The organism is Streptomyces sp. NPDC005533, from assembly GCF_042871845.1.
Classification (GTDB): Bacteria; Actinomycetota; Actinomycetes; order Streptomycetales; family Streptomycetaceae; genus Streptomyces.
Genome location: NZ_JBIAJH010000043.1, coordinates 1 through 18,742, shown reverse-complemented (window position 1 = coordinate 18,742; position 18,742 = coordinate 1). Strand labels below are relative to the sequence as shown.

The window sequence follows — 18,742 nt, the reverse complement described above, 5'->3', positions numbered from 1 at the left end:
GAGCGCCCCGCCCCTCAGGGCGTCAGCTCTTGTCCGGGCGATCGGTCACGCGCAGGCTGTTCAGCAGGGGCTTGCCGAATCCGCTGTGCGTGACGAACCGGATGTTGAGCACCCCGTCCGTGACCGTGACCGTGTACTGCCGGGTCAGGGCCTTGTACGTGCCCGCCTCCAGGGAGATGTCCAGGGAGGGCAGGACCTGGGTGCCCTCGGCCAGGACGTCGAAGACGCGCTTGTTGGGCTTGGTGGAGGAGAGCTCCGCGAAGCCCAGCTCCACCGTGTAGGTGCCGTTCGGCACGTTGTCGAAGCGGTACTCGTACATGCCCTCACGGGCGTTGCGGAAGAGCCGCTGCTCGTCCGTGCCCGCGATGGTGCGGGTGGTGGACTCCACCGAGCCGTTGCCCTGGTAGCCGTACGAGCCGGCCGTGTACTTGCGGTCCGGGGACCAGGCGTCACCGAGGCTGTCCGTGCTCGCGCCGGTGGAGCCCGCGTCCAGGGAGACCTGGTAGCGCGGGACGACAGCCTTGACGGGGACGGTGAGGACCGGGGTCCGGCCGCTCGCCGAGGTGATCTTCAGGTCCGCGGCGAGGACCGTCCCCGGGGTGAGCCCGGTGGTGTCCACCGACAGGGTGAGCGGGATCTTCCCGCCCGTCGGGAGGTCACCGCCGGCCGGCGTGGCCGTCAGCCAGGCCGCGTCCTCGGAGACGGTGAACGCGGTGCCGAGGCCCAAGTTGGTCAGCTCCAGCGTGCGCGTCCGCTTCTGGTTGGCCGGGAGCACGATCTCCACGGACGGCTTGGACGCCGTCACCTTGCCGGTGCGCAGGGACTGTGTCACCGCCGTGACGTCGGCGGCCTTGACGCTCACCGTCGCCGTGGCGGACTCGTACCGGGGCGCCGCCAGCGAGACGGGGAGCGAGCCCGACGGGCTCTGGACGACGTATCCGCCGTCCGCCGCCGTGGTCGCCGACACCGCCGTGTCACCGGTGCCGACGGTGACCGTGGCGCCCGCGATGCCGTTGCCGTCGTTGGCGTCGAGCACCCGGCCCGCGACCACACCGCTCTTGGTGGTCCGGAAGGCGATGGACAGGCCGTCCGTGATGACCGCGGTGTTGAAGGAGTACTTGAAGGCGTCGGTGCCGGCGGCGTTCTCGACGCCGACGGTGGCCGTGGAGCCGCCCTTGATGCCGGTGCCGCCGGTCCCCTTGTAGGAGTACGAGACGGTGCCGTCCTCGCCGATCGCCGCCGAGAAGGAGAACTTGTCGGCCTGCGCGGACCAGTGGGACACCTGCCGCCACTCGATCACGTAACTGCGGTGCGGGGCGGTCCCGGTGACGCCGGTGAAGACGCCCGAGCCGCTGCCCGCCGCGCCGACGACCAGGTCGTCCCAGAAGGGGTACAGGGCCGCGTTGGGCGTGGCCGTGCTCGGGATGTCCCCGTTGATGTCACCGGTGTTGTTGCCGCCGAAGCTGACCGTGCCGTTCGTGCCGATCCAGGCCTGGCCGTACGTCTTGCCGTACAGCGGCAGCGGGAACGGCAGGTCGACGCGCTCGGTGGTGTTGTCACCGGTCAGCGCGAGCTGCCGGCTCCCCTCGGTGTACGGGCGGTCGCCGGCGGTGGCGCAGGCGTAGCCGTATCCGTCGGTGCGCTCGGGGAGGTTCACCGCGACGGTGGCGTCGCCGGCGACGGTGACCTTCGCGGTACCGCCGGTGACACAGCGGGAGGCGTGGGTGGCGTTCACGTCGTACGTGCCGTGCGGCAGCGTGACCTCGAAGCGGCCCTGCGCGTCGGCGGTCGCGGTCACCGGGGTGTCCGCGATGGAGACGGCGGCGCCGGCGGCGGGTCCGGCGGCCGAGGAGACGGTGCCGGTGAGCTTGCCGGAGGGTGCCTGGGTGAGCGTGAAGTCGCCGGTGGCGGTGGCGTTCTCGGTCACCGTGGCCGTCGCGGTCTGCTGCCCGTAGCCGAACTTGGCGGCGGTCAGCGTGTAGTCGCCCACCGAGAGGGACGGGAAGGCGTAGCTGCCGTCGGCGGCCGTGGTCGCGGTGCGGTCGATCGGGCCGTCAGCGGTGATCTTCACGCCCGCGAGCGGCTGGTCACCGGAGCGGACGACGCCGCCGAGGGCGCCGATCGCCCCGCGCGGGGCGGCGTTCACGGCGGCGAGGACGTCGAGCTTGCCCTCGCCGAAGACGTTGTTGTCGGCGGGCGTGCCGCCGCACTGGCTGCTGTCGGTGTCCTGGGCGGTGCCGTCCAGGAGCGATTCGGTCTGCGCGACGTCACCTTCGAGGGTGGGCGCGGCGGACCAGAGCAGGGCCACGGCGGCCGCGGTGTGCGGGGAGGCCATGGAGGTGCCGGAGAAGGCCTCGTACCCGCCGCCGGGTACGGAGGAGCGGACGTTCACGCCCGGGGCGGCGATGTTCGGCTTGATGATGCCGCCGGGGCCCGCGCCGCGCGAGGAGAAGGAGGCGATCGCGTTGTTGATGTCGAAGGCGCCGGAGCTGTAGGAGCTCGCGTAGTCCCCCGGGGAGCCGCTGGTGGTGCAGCCCGGGCCGGCGTTTCCGTTGGAGAAGGCCGGGAAGATCCCGGCGGCCCGCCAGGTGTTGACGATCTCCTGGTACCAGGTGTCGCCGCCGCTGCCGCCCCAGGAGTTGTTGACGATGTGCGGGGCGAGGTCGGGCCGGGGGTTCTGGCCGTTGAGGTCGGTCGGGGCCACGATCCACTGGCCCGAGGCGAGCAGGGAGGCCTCGGAGCAGGAGTTGGACTCGCAGCCCTTGGCCGCGATCCACTTGGCGCCGGGGGCCACGCCGATCTTGTTGGCGCCGCCGTCGTCGCCGACCATGGTGCCCATGGTGTGGGTGCCGTGGTCGTTGTTGTCGCAGGGGGCCGCGGTGGAGCAGACGCCCGCCGGGTCGAACCAGTTGTAGGCGTGGTCGTACGAACCGTCCGCCTTCTTGCCGCGGTACTGGTTGTTCACGGCCGGATGGGTGTAGTCCACGCCGCTGTCGATGTTGGCGACGACGATGCCCTCGCCGCGGATCCCGAGCTGGTCCCAGACCTGCGGGGCCTTGATCCGGTCGATGTTCCACTCGACGGCGTCGGCGGCGGCCTTCTCCCGCTTGCCCTCGGCGGGCTTGGGGAGCTCGACCTTGTCGTCGGCGTCGATCCGGGCGACCTCGGGACGCTGCGCCAGGGCTCCGGCGAGCTTCTCGCTGCCGACGACGCGGACGGCGTTCACGATCCAGTACGAGGTGTACTCGGCCTGGGCGCCTTCCAGGGCCTTGACGATGCCGGCCTGGCTGCGCGCGGCGTGGTCACGCTTGGTCCGCAGAACCGTTTCGGCCTTGGCGGCGCGGGTCTGCTGCTTCCCCGCGGCGGTCAGGTCGGCGGCACTGTCGAGGTACACCCAGAAGACGGCCTTGGCCGAGCCGTCGAGCTGGGCGCGGAGCTTGGGTTCGATCTTGCGCTCGGCCGCGCCCGGCGCGCCGGGTCCGGGGTCCTGAGCCGCCGCGGCGACGCCCGCGCCGAGCGGGAGGAGCAGGACCGAGGTGAGGGCGGCGAGCGCCGTGCGTAAGGACCGCGCGGGCCTTGTCGACCTTGTGGGCCTTAAGGCTCGTGAGGACCGGTTGTCGCGTTGGGCCACGTGTTGTCTCCTCGTACGCCGTGTGCGGGTTGTGCGGGAAGGGTGCGCGTGACGTGCGCGGGTCATGGTGAAGTAGAGGTCATGTCCATTACAAGAGGGCCTATTGAGCCGGATCGAGCCGTCCCCGGCCCCGGGCGAAGCGCTCCCGGTGGCCCTTCCCGGCCGCGCGGGCCAGCCTGAAGACATGACTGCGCCCGCCGAGCCGTCCGGAGCCGGTGTCCCGGTCGCGTCCGCGCGCGGCCGGTGGATCCTGCTGACCACGGTGCTCGGGTCGACCATGGCCATGCTGGACGGGACCGTGGTGAACGTGGCGCTGCCGCGCATCGGGGAGGACCTCGACGCGGATCTGGCGGTGCTCCAGTGGACGGTGAACGCCTATCTGCTGACCCTGGCCGGGCTGATCCTGGTCGGCGGGTCGCTGAGCGACCGCTTCGGGCGGCGCCGGATCTTCGTCCTCGGCGTGGTGTGGTTCGCGGTGGGCTCGCTGCTGTGCGGGATCGCGCCGAACGCCGGGGTGCTGATCGCCTCCCGGGCCCTGCAGGGCATCGGCGGGGCACTGTTGGCGCCCGGCTCCCTGGCCCTGATCCAGGCGTCGATCCGGGCCGAGGACCGGGGGCGGGCGATCGGCCTGTGGTCGGGGTTCGGCGGGGTGGGCGCGGCCGTGGGGCCGTTCCTCGGCGGCTGGCTGGTGGACGGGCCGGGCTGGCGGTGGGTGTTCCTGTTGAACGTGCCGTTGGCCGCCGTGTGCGTGCCGGTCGCGCTGCGGCACGTACCGGAGTCCCGCGACCCGCAGGCGCACGGTCGGTTCGACGTGGCCGGGGCGGTGCTCGGTGCGACGGCCCTGGGGCTGGTCACCTACGCGCTGATCGAAGCCCGGTCGGGCACGGCGGCGGTGGCCGTCGCGGCGGTGCTCGGGGTCCTGCTGGCCGTCGCCTTCGTCTACGTGGAGCGGCGGCGGGCCGACCCGATGGTGCCGCCGGACATCTTCGCGTCCCGGCAGTTCACCGCGGTCAACCTCGTCACGCTGTGCGTGTACGGGGCCATCGGCGGGTTCTTCTTCCTCGCGGTGCTCCAGCTCCAGGTGGTCTCCGGGTACTCTGCGCTGGCCGCCGGGGCCTCCATGCTGCCGACGACCCTCCTGATGCTCCTCCTGTCGGCCCGCTCGGGTGAGCTCGGGGAGCGGATCGGACCGCGCGTACCGCTCACGGTGGGGCCGCTGCTGTGCGCGGCCGGGACGCTGCTGATGCTGCGGGTGGGGCCCGGGGCCTCGTACGTACGGGACGTGCTGCCCGCGATGGTCGTGATGGGCATGGGCCTGGTGGCGCTCGTGGCCCCGCTGACGTCGACCGTGCTGGCCTCGGTGGACCCCGGCCGGGCCGGCCTGGCCAGCGGCATCAACAACGCGGCCGCGCGCGTCGCCGGGCTGCTCGCGGTGGCGGCGCTGCCGCTGCTGTCCGGGATGGGACCGGAGTCGTACCGCTCGGCGACCCAGTTCGACGCGGCTTTCGGGCGGGCCATGCTCTGGTGCACCGGGGCGTTCGTGGCCGGCGCCGTCGTGTCCTGGGCGACCGTACGCTCCCCCGCGCGCACCGAGGCGTGCCACCCGGAGTGCCATACGTACTGCGCGGTGACGGCCCCGCCGCTCGAAGCCCCCCAGGAGGGGAAGCGCGGACTTGACTGACTTCCGGGTCGGGTCCGGCTGATTCCCGTGTGCTGGAGCGCGACGGCCGATCTGGTGGCGGGCACGGTCATCGCCGCCGTCGGAGTCGTGTGCGTGGCGCGCGTGCGGCGGGTCCGCGATCTGCCGATCGCCGCGCTGCCGCTGCTGCTGGGCGCGCACCAGCTGGTGGAGGCCGCCGTCTGGAGTTCCGGCGGCGGCTGCTCCGCGGCCGCCACGGCCTGGGCGGCGATCGCCCTGCCGCTGCTGCCGGTCTGGGTGCCGGTGGGGGTGCTGCTCGCGGCCCCGCCCGGGACGCGGCGGCGCCTGTGGGCGCCGGTGGCCGTGGGTCTCGCCGCCGCCGCGGTGCTCGCGTACTGCCTCGCGACCCGGCCCGTGACCGCCGAGATCCGGGGCCGCACCCTCGGCTACGGCGTGAATGTTCCGTGGATGCCGCTCGTCCTGGCGGGCTACCTGTTCGCCACGCTCGGCGCCCTGCTACTCGCCGGGGACCGGCGGCTGCGGACCCTCGGCGCGGTGCTGGCCGCCGGGGCGGCGGCCTGCTCAGCGCTGTGGCGGCTGGAATTCGCCTCCACGTGGTGTGCCTTCGCCGCGGTCGCGTCCGCGCTCGTCCTGGGCTGGGTACGGCGCCGGAAACCTCCCTCCGCGGCCACACGCTGACCGAAAGTTACCTAGACGTATGTAGTGACTTCGCATGCACGCGACAGTAGAACTCGTTCCCATTCCACCGAGAGTGAGGAACATCACATGAGTGACAAAACCCTGCCCGGAAATGGCCCCAAGGGCATTTCCCGTCGTGGATTCATCGGTAGAACTGGTTCTATTTTGGGGGCTGTGGCCTTGGCGGGCCGCATCACCCCGGCCCAGGCCGCTCCCGCGGCCGCCCCGATCTCCGACGGCGCCCGGGTACCGGCCCTGGTCATCGGCACCGGATACGGCGGCTCGGTCGCGGCGCTGCGCCTCGCGCAGGCCGGCGTGGACGTACAGATGATCGAGATGGGCATGTCCTGGGACACCCCCGGCTCGGACGGGAAGGTCTTCCCGACGGTTACCAGCCCGGACTACCGGTCCTTCTGGCTCCGCACCCGGACCAAGGCGCCGCTCAGCAACTTCCTCGGATTCCCCATCGACAAGGACGTCCCCAAGTACACCGGAATCCTCGACGCCGAGGACTTCGCCGGCATCACGGTCTACCAGGGCCGCGGCGTGGGCGGCGGTTCGCTGGTCAACGGAGGCATGGCGGTCACGCCCAAGCGCGCCAACTTCGCCGCCGTCCTCCCCTCGGTGGACGCCGACGAGATGTACGCGACCTACTACCCCCGGGCCAACGCCGGTCTCGGGGTGGGCATGATCGACCCGGCGTGGTTCGACACGGCGGACTGCTACCAGTTCTCCCGCGTCGGCCGCAAGCACGCCCAGCGCTCCGGATTCGCCTGGACCTTCGTACCCGACGTGTACGACTGGGACTACATGAAGCGGGAGGCCGCCGGCACCGCCACCAAGTCCGCCCTGGCCGGCGAGATCCTCTACGGCAACAACCACGGCAAGAAGTCGCTGGTGCAGACGTACCTCGCCCAGGCCAGGGCGACCGGCAAGGTCACCATCTCGGCGCTGCACAAGGTCACCTCCGTCTCCCCCGCCGCGGGCGGCGGCTACACGGTCACCATCGACCAGATCAACACCACCGGCGACACCGTGGTCACCAAGACGGTGACGGCGGACCGGGTGTTCTTCGCGGCCGGCAGCGTCGGCACCAGCAAGCTCCTGGTCAAGCTGAAGGCCACCGGGGCGCTGCCGAACCTCAACAACGAGGTGGGCAAGGGCTGGGGCGACAACGGCAACGTCATGTGCGGCCGCGCCAACCACATGTGGGACCCGACGGGCAAGCTCCAGTCGACCATCCCGTGCTCCGGCATCGACAACTGGGACGCCGGCGGCGCCTTCGCCGAGGTCGCTCCGCTCCCCACCGGGATCGAGACCTACGCCTCCTTCTACCTGTCGATCACGAAGAACCCGAACCGCGCCGAGTTCACCTGGAACGCCGCGACGGGCACCGCGGACCTCAACTGGCAGACCGCCTGGAAGCAGCCCTCGATCAGCATGGCCAAGACGATCTTCGACAAGATCAACTCGAAGGAGGGGACGATCTACCGGAGCGACCTGTTCGGCGGCAACAAGATCTGGAACGACACCCTCACCTACCACCCCCTCGGTGGCGCCGTCCTGAACAGGGCCACCGACAACTACGGCCGCCTGCACGGCTACACCGGCCTGTACGTGATCGACGGAGCGCTGATCCCCGGAAACACCAGCGTCAACCCGTTCGTCACGATCACGGCACTCGCCGAGCGCAACATCGAGAAGATCATCGCAACCGACCTCCGGTAGGGCCGCGTCCTCCCCCCAGCGGCCGGGGCCGTTCGGATTCACCGAACGGCCCCTTGTCACACCCCGTTGCGCGCCGCTCGGAGCGGCGCGGCTCCGCTCAGTGCCCGGGCAGCACGCACACGCTGTCGAGGCCGAGCACGTGATTGAGCCGGCCGAAGGCCAGCCAGGACCCGATGCTCATCGTCAGCTCCACGATCTCCAACTGGCTGTAGTGCGCGGTCATCCGGTCCCAGAACTCGTCGTCGAGGCCGTGGTGGTCCAGGGTGTACCGCTCGGCGTACTCCGCCGCCAGCCGGGTGCGCTCGTCGAACCGGTCGGTGGTGCGCCACTCGGTGACGGCCTCGGAGAACTCCTCCTCGACCTTCTCCCCGTCCCGCTCGGTGCGCCAGTCCAGGCAGAAGACGCAGCCGTTGATCTGCGCGACGCGCAGCCGGGCCGCCTCGAACTCGCGCAGCCCCAGGGTGGTGTGGGCGTACACCGACAGCGAGAAGTTCGCGGCGGCCATGCCGATGCCGGGGACCATGTCGCCCCACACGTACTCGATCGGGTGCTGCCCTTCGGGGATGTCGATCCTCATGACTTCTTCCTTCCGAGTCTGCCGGTGGCGGGGCGCAGCGGGATGTCGAGGGCGTCGTAGAGTCCGGGCTCCGCCGCGGCGAGCCAGTCGATGGCACCGACGAGGCGGCCGACGGCGGTGGCGTTGCCGCCGGCCGAGCGGTTCTCGCCCTCGTCGGTGGCCTCGATCGTGACCTCGATGCGCGGTCGGCCCTCGATGACGACGCGGTGGGCGCCGTCGCCGCCGTCGGGCGGCGCGGGCCAGTCCGGTGCGCACGAGGCGTGGATGCGGGTGACGTGCTCGATGACGATGCGGGGCTCGCCCTCGACGATGCCCTGCACCTCGAAGCGGATGGCGCCCTGGGTGCCGGCCTCGAAGTCGCCCATGGTGCGGGTGGTCACGGTGGTGTCGAGGGCGCGGCGCTCCGACGTCTCGCGGATCTCGTCGAGTTCGACGCCGAGGGCCCGGGCCATCATCCGTATCTGCCCGCCCCACACCATGGTCGGGATCGAGGGCATGAGCATCATCGGCTCGTAGTCCATGGGGTGGCCCATGCCGACGAGGTGGCGGACGGAGTCCGGCTGGTCGTAGGTGGAGTAGTCGAAGATCTCCTGGCAGCGGATGACGTCGATGGTGGTGCCGAGCCCGCTGAGCAGGAGCGGGAGCACGTCGTTGCCCCAGCCGGGGTCGACTCCGGAGGCGAAGAGCGAGCCGCCGCCCTCCGCGATGGCGGCGAGCACCGGATCGCGGAACTCCGGTGGGGCGCTGCGGTGGTCGTAGAGCGGATAGAGGGCGGGGCTGACGACGACGGCCCCGGACCCGATGGCCCGGGTGATGTCGGCGAGGGCGTCGTCGGGCCGGACGTCCCCGGACGCGGCGTACACCACGGCCCGGGGGCGGGCGGCCAGGACGGCCTCGATGTCGTCGGTGGCCGCGACCCCCAAGAGGTGGTCGAGGCCGCCGAGTTCGCCCGCGTCGCGGCCGACCTTGGCCGGATCGTGGACGATGACGGCGGAGAGTTTCAGCGCGGGATGGGCCTCGACGGCGCGGATGGCCAGACGGCCGACGTTGCCGGTACCCCAGACAACCGTGGAAATCATGCGCGGAGGGTAGCCACAGGACCTGCAACTTCCTAGAGCCGCGCGGCGCCGTCTCGCCGCGCCCGGTCGCCGCCCGTGCCCGCTCGCCCCGGCGGGCTACTGGTTCTGGGCCCCCAGGACGAAGAGGAGGTAGACGAAGAAGGCGAAGAGGTGGCCGACGAACAAGTAGGCGATCAGCCGGATCACCAGACCGCGCGGGAACTTGGCCTCGATGCGCGCCCGTACGGTGACGGGGTCCGTGCCGGGGTTCTCTCCTGGCGACATGGGTACGGCTCCTCGGCTATCGGTGGTGCGTGGTGGAGGTCCCGCCGAGGCACAGCCCGGCGAGGCTGCTCTGCAGCAGGGTGTGGACGAACAGCAGGTCGGCGCCCCCGGAGGAGGCCGCGCCGATCCGGTGCGGAGTGAGCGAGTCGAAGTGCGCGCTGTCCCCCGGTTCCAGCAGGTGCTCGGCGTCCCCCAGGTGCAGCCGCAGCCGCCCGTCCAGGACGTACAGCCATTCCTCGCCGGGATGTACGCGGACCAGCTCGCCCTGACTGCGGCCGTGCGGGACGTGCACCCGCAGGGCCTGCATGCCGCGGCCGGAGCCGCCCGCCTGCCAGTACGTCCAGCCGTCGGCCTCGCGGGCGCCGGGACCGCCGGCCCGTACGATGGGATCGGCGACGGCCGGGGTCTCGCCGAGCAGCTCGGAGACGGTCGTCCCGTAGGTGCGGGCGAGCCCGAGCAGGAGCGGCAGCGAGGGCTGGCGCCGGCCGGTCTCCAGGCGGGACAGGTGCGCGGGCGAGAGCCGGGCCCGGGCGGCGGCGGCCTCCAGGGTGAGGCCGGCGCGGCGGCGCAGCTCGCGCAGTTGCGGGGCCACGGCGGGCAGCTCGTCGGCCGCGTCTTCGGGGCCGGGGGCGGGACCGGGGTTCATGCTTCGATTCAGCCAGAGCTTTGCCTTTCTGGCAATTCGCCTTGCCTCTGAGGCAAGGCGCTCTCGTCACGGCGCGGCCTGGTCCTCGCTCTGCGCGGGCGTCGGCCCGGTTCCGGTCGCCCCACCGAGCACCGTCTCCACGGTATCGGCCTGCTCCGCGTCCTTGTCCGGGCGGTGCCTCAGCACGCGCGCGAACCGCAGCGCCACCCCGGCCGGGTAGCGCGGGGAGCGCTGCAACCCGTCGTAGGCGATCTCCACCACCAGTTCGGGCCGTACCCGCACCGTGAAGCCGTCGTCGGAAGTGGCGAGCGCGCGCAGCTCCTCGGTCTGCCAGCGCAGCATCTCGTCCGTGAGGCCTTTGAAGGTCTTGCCGAGCATGGCGTAGGTGCCGTCGGCGGCCCGCGCTCCGAGGTGCAGGTTCGAGAGCAGTCCGGTGCGCCGCCCGTGGCCCCATTCGGCGGCGAGGATCACCAGGTCCAGGGTGTGCACCGGCTTCACCTTCAGCCAGTACCTGCCGCGGCGGCCGGCCGCGTAGGCCGAGTCCAGTGCCTTGACCACGACCCCCTCGTGGCCGCGGCGCAGGGTCTCGGCCGAGAACTCCTCGGCCTCGGCCCGCTGCGCGTCCGGGTCCTCCACGGTGAGGCGCCGGACGCGGGCGCTCTCGGGCACGAGGGCGGCCAGGGCCGCGTACCGCTCCCGCACCGGGAGGTCGAGGAGGACGTCCTCGCCGACGGCCAGGACGTCGAAGAAGACGGGGACGACCGGGAGGGTCCGCCGTGCGGCCTCGACGTCGACGCGGGAGCCGACCCGGCTCGCGATCTCCTGGAAGGGGACGGGCCGGCCGTCCGCCGCGCGGCCGATGACCTCCCCGTCGAGGATGAAGCGCTCGCCCGGCAGCGACCGGGCCAGTTCCGCCACCTCCGGGAGCCGGCCGGTGATCTCGTCCAGGGAGCGCGTGTACACCCGTACGTCGTCGCCGTCCCGGTGGACCTGCACGCGGATCCCGTCGAGCTTCTCCTCCACCGCGCACGGCCCGAGGGCGGCCAGCGCCTCGGCGACCGAGGGGGCCGTGCCCGCCAGCATCGGCTGTACGGGCCGGCCGACGCGCAGCGTGACAGCACGCAGGGCCTGCGCTCCTTCGGCGAGCACCGCGGCCGCCACCCGGGGCAGCGAGCCGTCCAGCATCACCGCCCGGCGCAGTTCGGCGGCGGGTACTCCGGCGGCCGCGGCCACGCCCTCCAGGGCCACCGCGTCCAGCGCGCCCTGGCGGACCTCGCCGGACAGCAGGCTGCGCAGGAACACCTGCTCGGCGCCGGTGGCCGCGCCCAGCAGGGTCTCGACGATCCGGCGCCGCTCCGCCTGGGCGCCGGGGCCCGCGACGGCGGCGAGTTCGGAGACCGCCGCGTCGACGGCGCGGACGGTCAGGGTGGGCTCCGACGCCGGTGCCGTCTCGGGGGCCAGGGCGCGCCACCCGATGCCCGGGCGGCCCTGCGGGAGGCGCCCGGAGAGGTAGGAGATCACCAGAGCGGCCTCGTCGGGCGGCGCGGCGGCGAAGAGCTCCGCGAGCAGGGCGGTCTTGCGGGAGCGGGCGGCGGTCTCGGCGACCTCCCGGGACACGCGCGCGACCTCGGACAGCAACATGCGGCCATCCTCCCGCCCCGGGACCAGCCGCGCAGGTCGGGGGCGCAGGTCGGGGGCGCATACAGCAGGTGCGGTACGCCCGGGGCGCGGCATGGTCCTTGAGAAGGGCTGGGGTTACGCCTGTGGGTGCTCGGACGCCGGGGACCGTCCGTTTAGGGTTCCCCTATGAAGCTCCGAATGCCCCGGCGCCGCCGCGACCGCCTCCTCGCGGGCGCCGCCGCGCTCGCCGTCGTGGCGGGCGCCGGCACCTGGACGGCCACGTCGGCGGCCGGTGACGCTCCGGCCGTGCACCGTCAGGACCAGGTCCTGGAGATGCCCGGCGCCGCCATCGACACCTCCTACTTCACTGCGGGCGGCGGCGTGGGGAAACGTCCCGCCGTGCTGCTCGGGCACGGTTTCGGCGGCAGCAAGGACGACGTGCGCGCGCAGGCCGAACGGCTGGCCCGGGACGGCTACGCCGTCATGACGTGGTCGGCTCGCGGCTTCGGCGGTTCCGGCGGCCGGATCGGGCTGAACGACCCCGACCACGAGGTCAAGGACGTCTCCCGGCTCGTCGACTGGCTCGCGGCCCGGCCCGAGGTGCGGCTCGACGCGGACGGCGATCCGCGCGTCGGCGTGGCGGGGGCCTCGTACGGCGGGGCGATCGCGCTGCTCGCCGCGGGGTACGACCGGCGGGTGGACGCGATCGCCCCGCAGATCACCTACTGGAACCTCGCGGACTCCCTCTTCCCGAACGGCGTCTTCAAGAAGCTGTGGTCCGGCATCTTCTTCACCACCGGCTCGGCCGGCGGGATGCAGCAGGCCCGACCCGGGCGGCCGGATCCGTCGGCCGCCCCCGGCTGCGGACGCTTCGAGCCGGAGCTGTGCGCGATGTACGAGCGCGTCGCGGTGGCCGGGAAGCCCGACCCCGAGGCGCGCGCCCTGCTGGAGCGGCGGAGCCCCTCGGCCGTGGGCGACCGGATCAAGGTGCCGACCCTCATCGTGCAGGGCCAGGACGACTCCCTCTTCCCGCTGAGCCAGGCCGACGCGATGGCCCGGGCCATCGCGGCGAACGGGGCCCCCGTCTCCGTGGACTGGGCGGCCGGCGGGCACGACGGCGGCATGCGCGAGGCGGACCGGGTCGAGGACCGGGTGGCGGCCTGGTTCGACCGGCACCTGAAGGGGGACGAGACCGCGGACACCGGCCCGGCCTTCCGGGTCTCGCGCTCCGGCGGCATCGATTCCACCGACGGCGAGGTCACCCTGCGCGGCGCGAGCGGCGACACGTACCCCGGGCTGGTTTCCGGCCCGCGGCAGTTCGCCCTGACGGGACGCGAGCAGACCTTCGCCAATCCGGCGGGCGGCGCGCCTCCGGCCCTGTCCTCACTGCCCGGCATCGGCGGGCAGCTCGCCGCCCTCGGGGCCGGGTTCTCCCTGGACTTCCCCGGGCAGAACGCCCGGTTCGAGTCGGCTCCGCTGACCGAGGACGTACGGATCACCGGAACCCCGACCGTAACCCTGAACGTGAGGTCGACAGCCGCCGACGGATCGGCCGTCCTCTTCGGCAAGGTGTACGACGTGGGGCCCGACGGACAGCAGCAGGTACTGCCCAACCAGCTGGTCGCCCCGGTGCGGGTGGAGAACGCCCAGCAGGGCGTGAGCGTGCGGCTGGACCTGCCCGCGATCGACCACTCCACCGTGGCCGGACACCGGCTGCGGCTCGTGGTCGCCGCCACCGACCTCGGCTACGCCACGCCGGCCGCGCCCGCCGCCTACACGGTGTCGGTGGAGGGCCCGCTGGCCGTTCCGGTCGCGACCGGGGTGCGGACGGCTGCGGCCGGGCTGCCCGCCTGGACCTGGTGGCTGCCGCTGGGCGCGGCGGCACTGGCCGTGGGACTGCTCGGCATCCGCAGGACCGGCCGCGGGACCGCGGGGACGCGGCCGGGCCCGGCGCAACCGGACCCGGCCCTGGCCGACGTACCCCTGGAGATCACCGGACTGACGAAGCGGTACGCGAAGGCGCAGGACCGGTACGCGGTACGGGACCTGTCGTTCCGGGTGGAGAAGGGGCAGGTACTGGGGCTGCTCGGGCCCAACGGCGCCGGCAAGACCACCACCCTGCGCATGCTGATGGGGCTGATCACGCCGGACGCCGGCGAGATCCGGGTGTTCGGGCACGCGGTGCGGCCCGGCGCTCCGGTGCTGTCGCGGGTCGGGGCGTTCGTGGAGGGCGCGGGGTTCCTTCCGCACCTGACCGGCCGCGCCAACCTGGAGCTGTACTGGCAGGCCACCGGCCGGCCGGCCGAGGACTCGCACATGGCGGAGGCGCTGGAGATCGCGGGACTGGGCGACGCGCTGGAGCGCGCGGTGCGCACGTACTCGCAGGGCATGCGCCAGCGCCTCGCGATCGCGCAGGCCATGCTCGGCATGCCGGACCTGCTGATCCTCGACGAGCCGACGAACGGTCTGGACCCGCCGCAGATCCGCGAGATGCGGGACGTGATGATCCGCTACGCCGCCGGCGGACGGACGGTCATCGTCTCCAGCCACCTGCTGTCCGAGGTGGAGCAGTCCTGTACGCACCTGGTGGTCATGGACCGCGGACAGCGGGTCGCGGCGGGCCGGGTCGCCGAGATCACCGGTGGCGGGGACGCGCTGCTCGTGACGCTGGCGGAGCCGGTGGACGCGGTGGGCCTGGAGAAGGTGGCGGCGCTGGAGGGAGTGGGTTCCGTGGTGGCGGCCGACGACGGGCTGCTCGTGCGGCTCGACGGCGCGACGGCCGCCGGGCTGATCGCCGAACTCGTACGGCTGGAGGTGCCGGTCACCGGAGTGGGACCGCACCGGCGACTGGAGGACGCGTTCCTCACCCTGATCGGAGGTCCGGCGTGAGTGCCGTACAGGAGGTGGCCCCGGGCTACCGGGCGAGCCGTACGCTGCCGCTGCGCGTCGAAGCGCTGCGGCAGTGGCGCCGGCGGCGGACGCTGGTGATGGGCGGGGTGCTGGCCGCGCTGCCGTTCATCCTGATGATCGCGTTCGCGGTGGGTGGCGGTCCGGGCAGCCGGGACGGCGGCAACGGCCGGGTCACCCTGATCGACACGGCCACGGCCTCGGGCGCGAACTTCGCCGCGACCTGTCTGTTCGTCTCGGCCGGGTTCCTGCTGGTGGTGCCGGTGGCGCTGTTCTGCGGGGACACGGTGGCCTCGGAGGCGAGCTGGTCCTCACTGCGCTACCTGCTGGCCTCGCCGGTACCGCGGACGCGGCTGCTGTGGAGCAAGCTCGTGGTGGCGCTGGGCTTCAGCCTGGCGGCGATGGTGCTGCTGCCGGTGGTGGCCCTGGCGGCGGGCACGGCCGCCTACGGGTGGGGGCCGCTCAAGCTCCCGACCGGCGGGGCGCTGGCGGTCGCGGACACCGTGCCCCGGCTCGCCCTGGCGGTGGCCTTCGTGTTCGTCTCGCAGCTGGTGACGGCGGGGCTGGCGTTCTGGCTGTCCACGCGGACGGACGCGCCACTGGGCGCGGTGGGCGGGGCGGTCGGCCTGACGATCGTCGGCAACGTGCTGGACGCCGTGACCGCGCTCGGGTCCTGGCGCGAGTTCCTGCCGGCGCACTGGCAGTTCGCGTGGGCGGACGCCTTGCAGCCGCAGCTGGAATGGGGCGGGATGATCAAGGGAACGGTGGTCTCGGTGTCGTACGCCCTGGTGCTGTTCGCCCTCGCCTTCCGCGGATTCGCGCGCAAGGACATCGTGTCCTAAGTCGTCTTTCGGATCTTGTCGGCCTACGAGGGGGCGGGGTACACCGGCAGGGCGTGCGCGCCGCGGCCCTGGAGCCCGGGAGACGGGTGACGGGCACCTACACCGTCCTGCCGCCGCACGCCGCGCAGACCCCGCCCCCGTCGTACGAGGAGCCGCAGTTCCGACTCCGCCCGACCACCCACGGAATGCCGCTGTGGGTGGCGAGGCGGCACGGGGTCGGCTGAAGCCCGGCTCGACCGCTGACCCTCCGCTGGCGATCGGCGGCTGTCAGCCGAGTACGCGCACGGGTGAGCCGTCGAGGAACGCCCGGATGTCCTCGACCGCCTCGCCGTAGTACGTGGCGTAGTTGGACCGCGTCACATAGCCCAGGTGCGGGGTGGCGAGCAGCCGGGGGGCGCTCCGCAGGGGGTGTCCGGCCGGCAGCGGCTCGATGTCGAAGACGTCGATGCCCGCGCCCGCGATCCGGCCCTCGTGCAGGGCGTCGAGGAGCGCCTGCTGGTCCACGATGGCCGCGCGCGAGGTGTTGACGAGGTAGGCCGTCGGACGCATCAGCGCGAGCTCGGCGGCGCCGATCAGACCCCGGCTGCGCTCGCCGAGGGCGAGGTGGACGGAGACGAAGTCGCTTTCCGCCAGCAGCTCCTCCTTGGACGGCGCGAGCGCGACGCCCACCTCTTGTGCCCGTTCCTCCGTGAGGTTCGGGCTCCAGGCCACCACGTCCATGCCGAAGGCGAGACCGACCCGGGCGACGCGGCTGCCGATCTTGCCGAGGCCGAGCAGTCCGAGCCCCCGACCGTGCAGGTCCGCGCCGACCCCCTGCTGCCAGGGACCGCCGTCGCGCAGGGCGACGCTCTCCGGCACCAGGCCGCGGGCCAGGCCCAGCAGCAGGGCCCAGGTCAGCTCCACGGGCGGGGTGGACGAGCTGCCGGTGCCGCACACGGTCACTCCGTTGCGTGCGGCGGCGACGTAGTCGATCACCGAGTTGCGCATGCCGGACGCGATCAGCAGGCGCAGGCGCGGCAGCCGGTCCAGGAGCGAGGCCGGGAACGGCACGCGTTCGCGCAGGGTGACCACGATGTCGAAACCGGCCAGCCGTTCGGCCAGCACGTCCTCGTCGTCCGTGTGGTCGGTGAAGCTCACCGTTTCGACGCGGCCGGCGAGCGGCGACCAGTCCGCTGCGCTGCTCCCTACGTCCTGGAAGTCGTCGAGGAGCGCACAGCGCAGCGGCCGCCGCCCGCCGCCGGTCACGCGCCGACGCCCGGGGCGACGGCGTCGATCGCGGCGAGCAGCTCCGCGTCGAGCGGGCGGTCGGCGACGGCCGCGTTGGCACGCACCTGCTCGGCCGAGGTGGCTCCCGCGATGACGGAGGCGCAGCCGGGCTGCGCGGAGAGCCAGCCGATGGCGAGTTCGAGGACGGTCCGGTCGTGCTTCTCGCCGAGCGCGGCCAACGCCTCGACCACGTCGAGGCGCTCGTCGGTGAGGTACGAGTCGCGGCCTTCGAGGCGGGAGCCGGCCGGTACGGGCGCGCCTCGGCGGATCTTGCCGGTCAGCAGACCGTTGGCCAGCGGGAAGTACGGGAGCACGCCGACACCGTAGTGCAGGGCGGCCGGGACCAGCTCGCGCTCGGCCGAACGCTCCAGCAGCGACCACTCGTTCTGCGCCGACACGAAGGGCACCGAGCCGGTCTCGCGGGCCACGTGGGCGGCTTCGGCGAGCTGCCAGCCGGAGAAGTTGGAGGGGCCGATGTAGCGGACCTTGCCCTCGGCGACGAGCTCGGTGAGCGCGGCAAGGGTCTCGGTGATCGGAGTGGCCGGGTCGGGGCTGTGCAGCTGGAAGAGGTCGATGTGGTCGGTGTCGAGGCGGCGCAGCGACTCCTCGACGGCCCGTCGGATGTACGCGCGGCCGCCGCGGGATCCGGCCGCGGGCCCGTACTTCATGTCCACGCCGTCGTAACCGAACTTGGTGGCGAGGACGACCTGGTCGCGGCGGCCCTTGAGGGCCTGCCCGAGGTGGGTCTCGGAGCCGCCGGCGTTGCCGTAGATGTCGGCGGTGTCGAGGAGGGTGATGCCCGCGTCCAGGGCGGCGTCGACCACGGCGCGGGTGGCCTGGGCGTCGAGCCGGCCACCGAAGTTGTTACAGCCGAGGCCGACGGCGGAGACCTGCAGACCAGAACTGCCCAGGGGGAGATAGCGCATGCGTTTCGTTCCTCAGCCTCGTCGGGTACATGATCAACCACGCGTCAGTCTAGGCGGCCGGGTCCCGCGCCGGTACGGCGTCGGCGCCGTACGACGTGAACACCGTGTGTCGCGAGCGCCGCCACCGCGGCGCCGCCCAGGGCCCACACCTCGGAGCGGCCTCCCCCGCCACCGTCCCCGCCGTCCCCGTCCCCGTCCCCGGCCGCGACGGTGATCGTGCCGCCTCCGGCGACGTAGGGGCGGCTCCCCGCGGTGTCGCCGGAGTCGAGCGGGTTCACGTAGTCGAAGGTGACGGACAGCGGATACTCGCCGGGCCGCGCGTCGGCCTTGATCCGCGCCCAGCCCAGGTAGGACCGGCCGTTGTAGCCGATCTGGTTGTCCTCCGAGTCCTCCGCCAGGACCGGGCTGCTCACCTTGACCACGCGCAGCTGCCGCCCCGCGGGAACGCGCGCCTGGTGCTGCGGATCGTCCTTGGCCGACACCGGTACGAGTTCCCCCGCGCGGCCGACCTGTTCCGAGGAGGCCCACCCGCTCGCCCAGGACGGCGCGACCGCCGCCCCGAGTGCCAGGGCCGCGGCGCACACGACGACGGCGACGGCGGGCACGGTACGGCCGATGGTGCGTTCCCGGCCGATCGTGCGTTTCCGGGTGCTGCGACCGTTCATGTGGCTGTGGTTTCGGCTGTTCGTGCGGTTGTTCATGCGGCTGTTCGTGCGGTTGTTCATGTCCCCGACTCCCCGTGTCCCGCCTGACCGTTCCGTCAGGGAGGAGGGGCATCGGGGCGCGTAGGTTGCCTCGGCCCCGTCCCGGAGGGGTTGAGGGGCTAGGACTTGTCCGGCCGATCATGTGACTACTCCGTGCCCGAGTCGTTGCTGTGGGCATGGGGCGGGGTGATCTGAGTGATTCCGAGTGGGAACG

Annotated in this window: 15 protein-coding genes; 6 read left to right on the top strand and 9 right to left on the bottom strand. The window is 72.8% G+C overall.

The genetic code is table 11. The features are described 5' to 3' along the window. Positions 1 to 22: 22 nt before the first annotated feature. Positions 23 to 3,631, bottom strand: coding sequence for a S8 family serine peptidase (locus ACFYP3_RS30560; RefSeq protein WP_388839502.1), 3,609 nt, complete (start codon positions 3,629 to 3,631; stop codon positions 23 to 25). 184 nt (positions 3,632 to 3,815) lie between these two features. Between ACFYP3_RS30560 and ACFYP3_RS30555 the strand changes: the two genes are divergently transcribed. The 3 genes from ACFYP3_RS30555 (at position 3,816) to ACFYP3_RS30545 (ending at position 7,697) form a co-directional block, all read left to right on the top strand. Then, positions 3,816 to 5,312, top strand: a complete 1,497-nt coding sequence (locus ACFYP3_RS30555) for an MFS transporter (RefSeq protein WP_388839500.1) — start codon at positions 3,816 to 3,818, stop codon at positions 5,310 to 5,312. Between the two features lie 27 nt (positions 5,313 to 5,339). After that, positions 5,340 to 5,969 (top strand): DUF6629 family protein, encoded by a 630-nt coding sequence (locus ACFYP3_RS30550; RefSeq protein ID WP_388839497.1) that lies wholly within the window; start codon positions 5,340 to 5,342, stop codon positions 5,967 to 5,969. 87 nt (positions 5,970 to 6,056) lie between these two features. Then, a complete protein-coding gene (locus tag ACFYP3_RS30545; RefSeq protein WP_388839494.1) occupies positions 6,057 to 7,697 on the top strand; it encodes a GMC oxidoreductase in 1,641 nt (546 codons plus the stop codon). A 97-nt stretch (positions 7,698 to 7,794) separates the two neighbouring features. On the opposite strand, the gene ACFYP3_RS30540 is transcribed toward ACFYP3_RS30545, so the two are convergent. From ACFYP3_RS30540 to ACFYP3_RS30520, 5 genes are all read right to left on the bottom strand, one after another. Continuing rightward, positions 7,795 to 8,274 carry a carboxymuconolactone decarboxylase family protein gene (locus ACFYP3_RS30540; protein WP_365470454.1) on the bottom strand — a complete coding sequence of 160 codons (480 nt, stop codon included), beginning with the start codon at positions 8,272 to 8,274 and terminating at the stop codon, positions 7,795 to 7,797. Further along, on the bottom strand, positions 8,271 to 9,353 hold the full coding sequence (locus ACFYP3_RS30535) for a dihydrodipicolinate reductase (RefSeq protein ID WP_388839491.1): 1,083 nt from the start codon (positions 9,351 to 9,353) through the stop codon (positions 8,271 to 8,273). Before ACFYP3_RS30535 ends, ACFYP3_RS30540 begins: the two co-directional genes overlap by 4 nt. A 96-nt stretch (positions 9,354 to 9,449) precedes the next feature. Continuing rightward, on the bottom strand, positions 9,450 to 9,617 hold the full coding sequence (locus tag ACFYP3_RS30530; RefSeq protein ID WP_388839488.1) for a DUF6126 family protein: 168 nt from the start codon (positions 9,615 to 9,617) through the stop codon (positions 9,450 to 9,452). 16 nt (positions 9,618 to 9,633) lie between these two features. Next, positions 9,634 to 10,263 carry a helix-turn-helix domain-containing protein gene (locus ACFYP3_RS30525; RefSeq protein ID WP_388839485.1) on the bottom strand — a complete coding sequence of 210 codons (630 nt, stop codon included), beginning with the start codon at positions 10,261 to 10,263 and terminating at the stop codon, positions 9,634 to 9,636. A 66-nt stretch (positions 10,264 to 10,329) separates the two neighbouring features. Beyond that, a complete protein-coding gene (locus tag ACFYP3_RS30520; RefSeq protein WP_388839482.1) occupies positions 10,330 to 11,904 on the bottom strand; it encodes an ATP-dependent DNA ligase in 1,575 nt (524 codons plus the stop codon). A gap of 165 nt (positions 11,905 to 12,069) precedes the next feature. On the opposite strand from ACFYP3_RS30520, the gene ACFYP3_RS30515 reads away from it, so the two are divergent. From ACFYP3_RS30515 to ACFYP3_RS30505, 3 genes are read left to right on the top strand one after another with little or no spacing between them, the layout of a single operon-like run. Next, positions 12,070 to 14,772, top strand: a complete 2,703-nt coding sequence (locus ACFYP3_RS30515) for an alpha/beta fold hydrolase (protein ID WP_388839479.1) — start codon at positions 12,070 to 12,072, stop codon at positions 14,770 to 14,772. Then, positions 14,769 to 15,632 carry an ABC transporter permease gene (locus ACFYP3_RS30510; protein WP_388839476.1) on the top strand — a complete coding sequence of 288 codons (864 nt, stop codon included), beginning with the start codon at positions 14,769 to 14,771 and terminating at the stop codon, positions 15,630 to 15,632. Before ACFYP3_RS30515 ends, ACFYP3_RS30510 begins: the two co-directional genes overlap by 4 nt. Before the next feature lie 53 nt (positions 15,633 to 15,685). Then, positions 15,686 to 15,856 (top strand): hypothetical protein, encoded by a 171-nt coding sequence (locus ACFYP3_RS30505; protein WP_388839473.1) that lies wholly within the window; start codon positions 15,686 to 15,688, stop codon positions 15,854 to 15,856. A gap of 43 nt (positions 15,857 to 15,899) precedes the next feature. On the opposite strand, the gene ACFYP3_RS30500 is transcribed toward ACFYP3_RS30505, so the two are convergent. Genes ACFYP3_RS30500 through ACFYP3_RS30490 form a run of 3 tightly spaced genes read right to left on the bottom strand, consistent with a single transcriptional unit; the run spans position 15,900 to position 18,549 of the window. Beyond that, on the bottom strand, positions 15,900 to 16,877 hold the full coding sequence (locus ACFYP3_RS30500; protein WP_388839470.1) for a D-2-hydroxyacid dehydrogenase family protein: 978 nt from the start codon (positions 16,875 to 16,877) through the stop codon (positions 15,900 to 15,902). Next, the gene (locus tag ACFYP3_RS30495) at positions 16,874 to 17,824 is read right to left on the bottom strand and encodes an aldo/keto reductase (RefSeq protein ID WP_388839467.1); all 951 of its coding nucleotides are present in this window, start codon (positions 17,822 to 17,824) and stop codon (positions 16,874 to 16,876) included. The genes ACFYP3_RS30500 and ACFYP3_RS30495 overlap by 4 nt, the downstream gene beginning before the upstream one ends. A gap of 44 nt (positions 17,825 to 17,868) precedes the next feature. After that, the gene (locus tag ACFYP3_RS30490) at positions 17,869 to 18,549 is read right to left on the bottom strand and encodes a hypothetical protein (RefSeq protein ID WP_388839464.1); all 681 of its coding nucleotides are present in this window, start codon (positions 18,547 to 18,549) and stop codon (positions 17,869 to 17,871) included. Between the last annotated feature and the right edge of the window lie 193 nt (positions 18,550 to 18,742).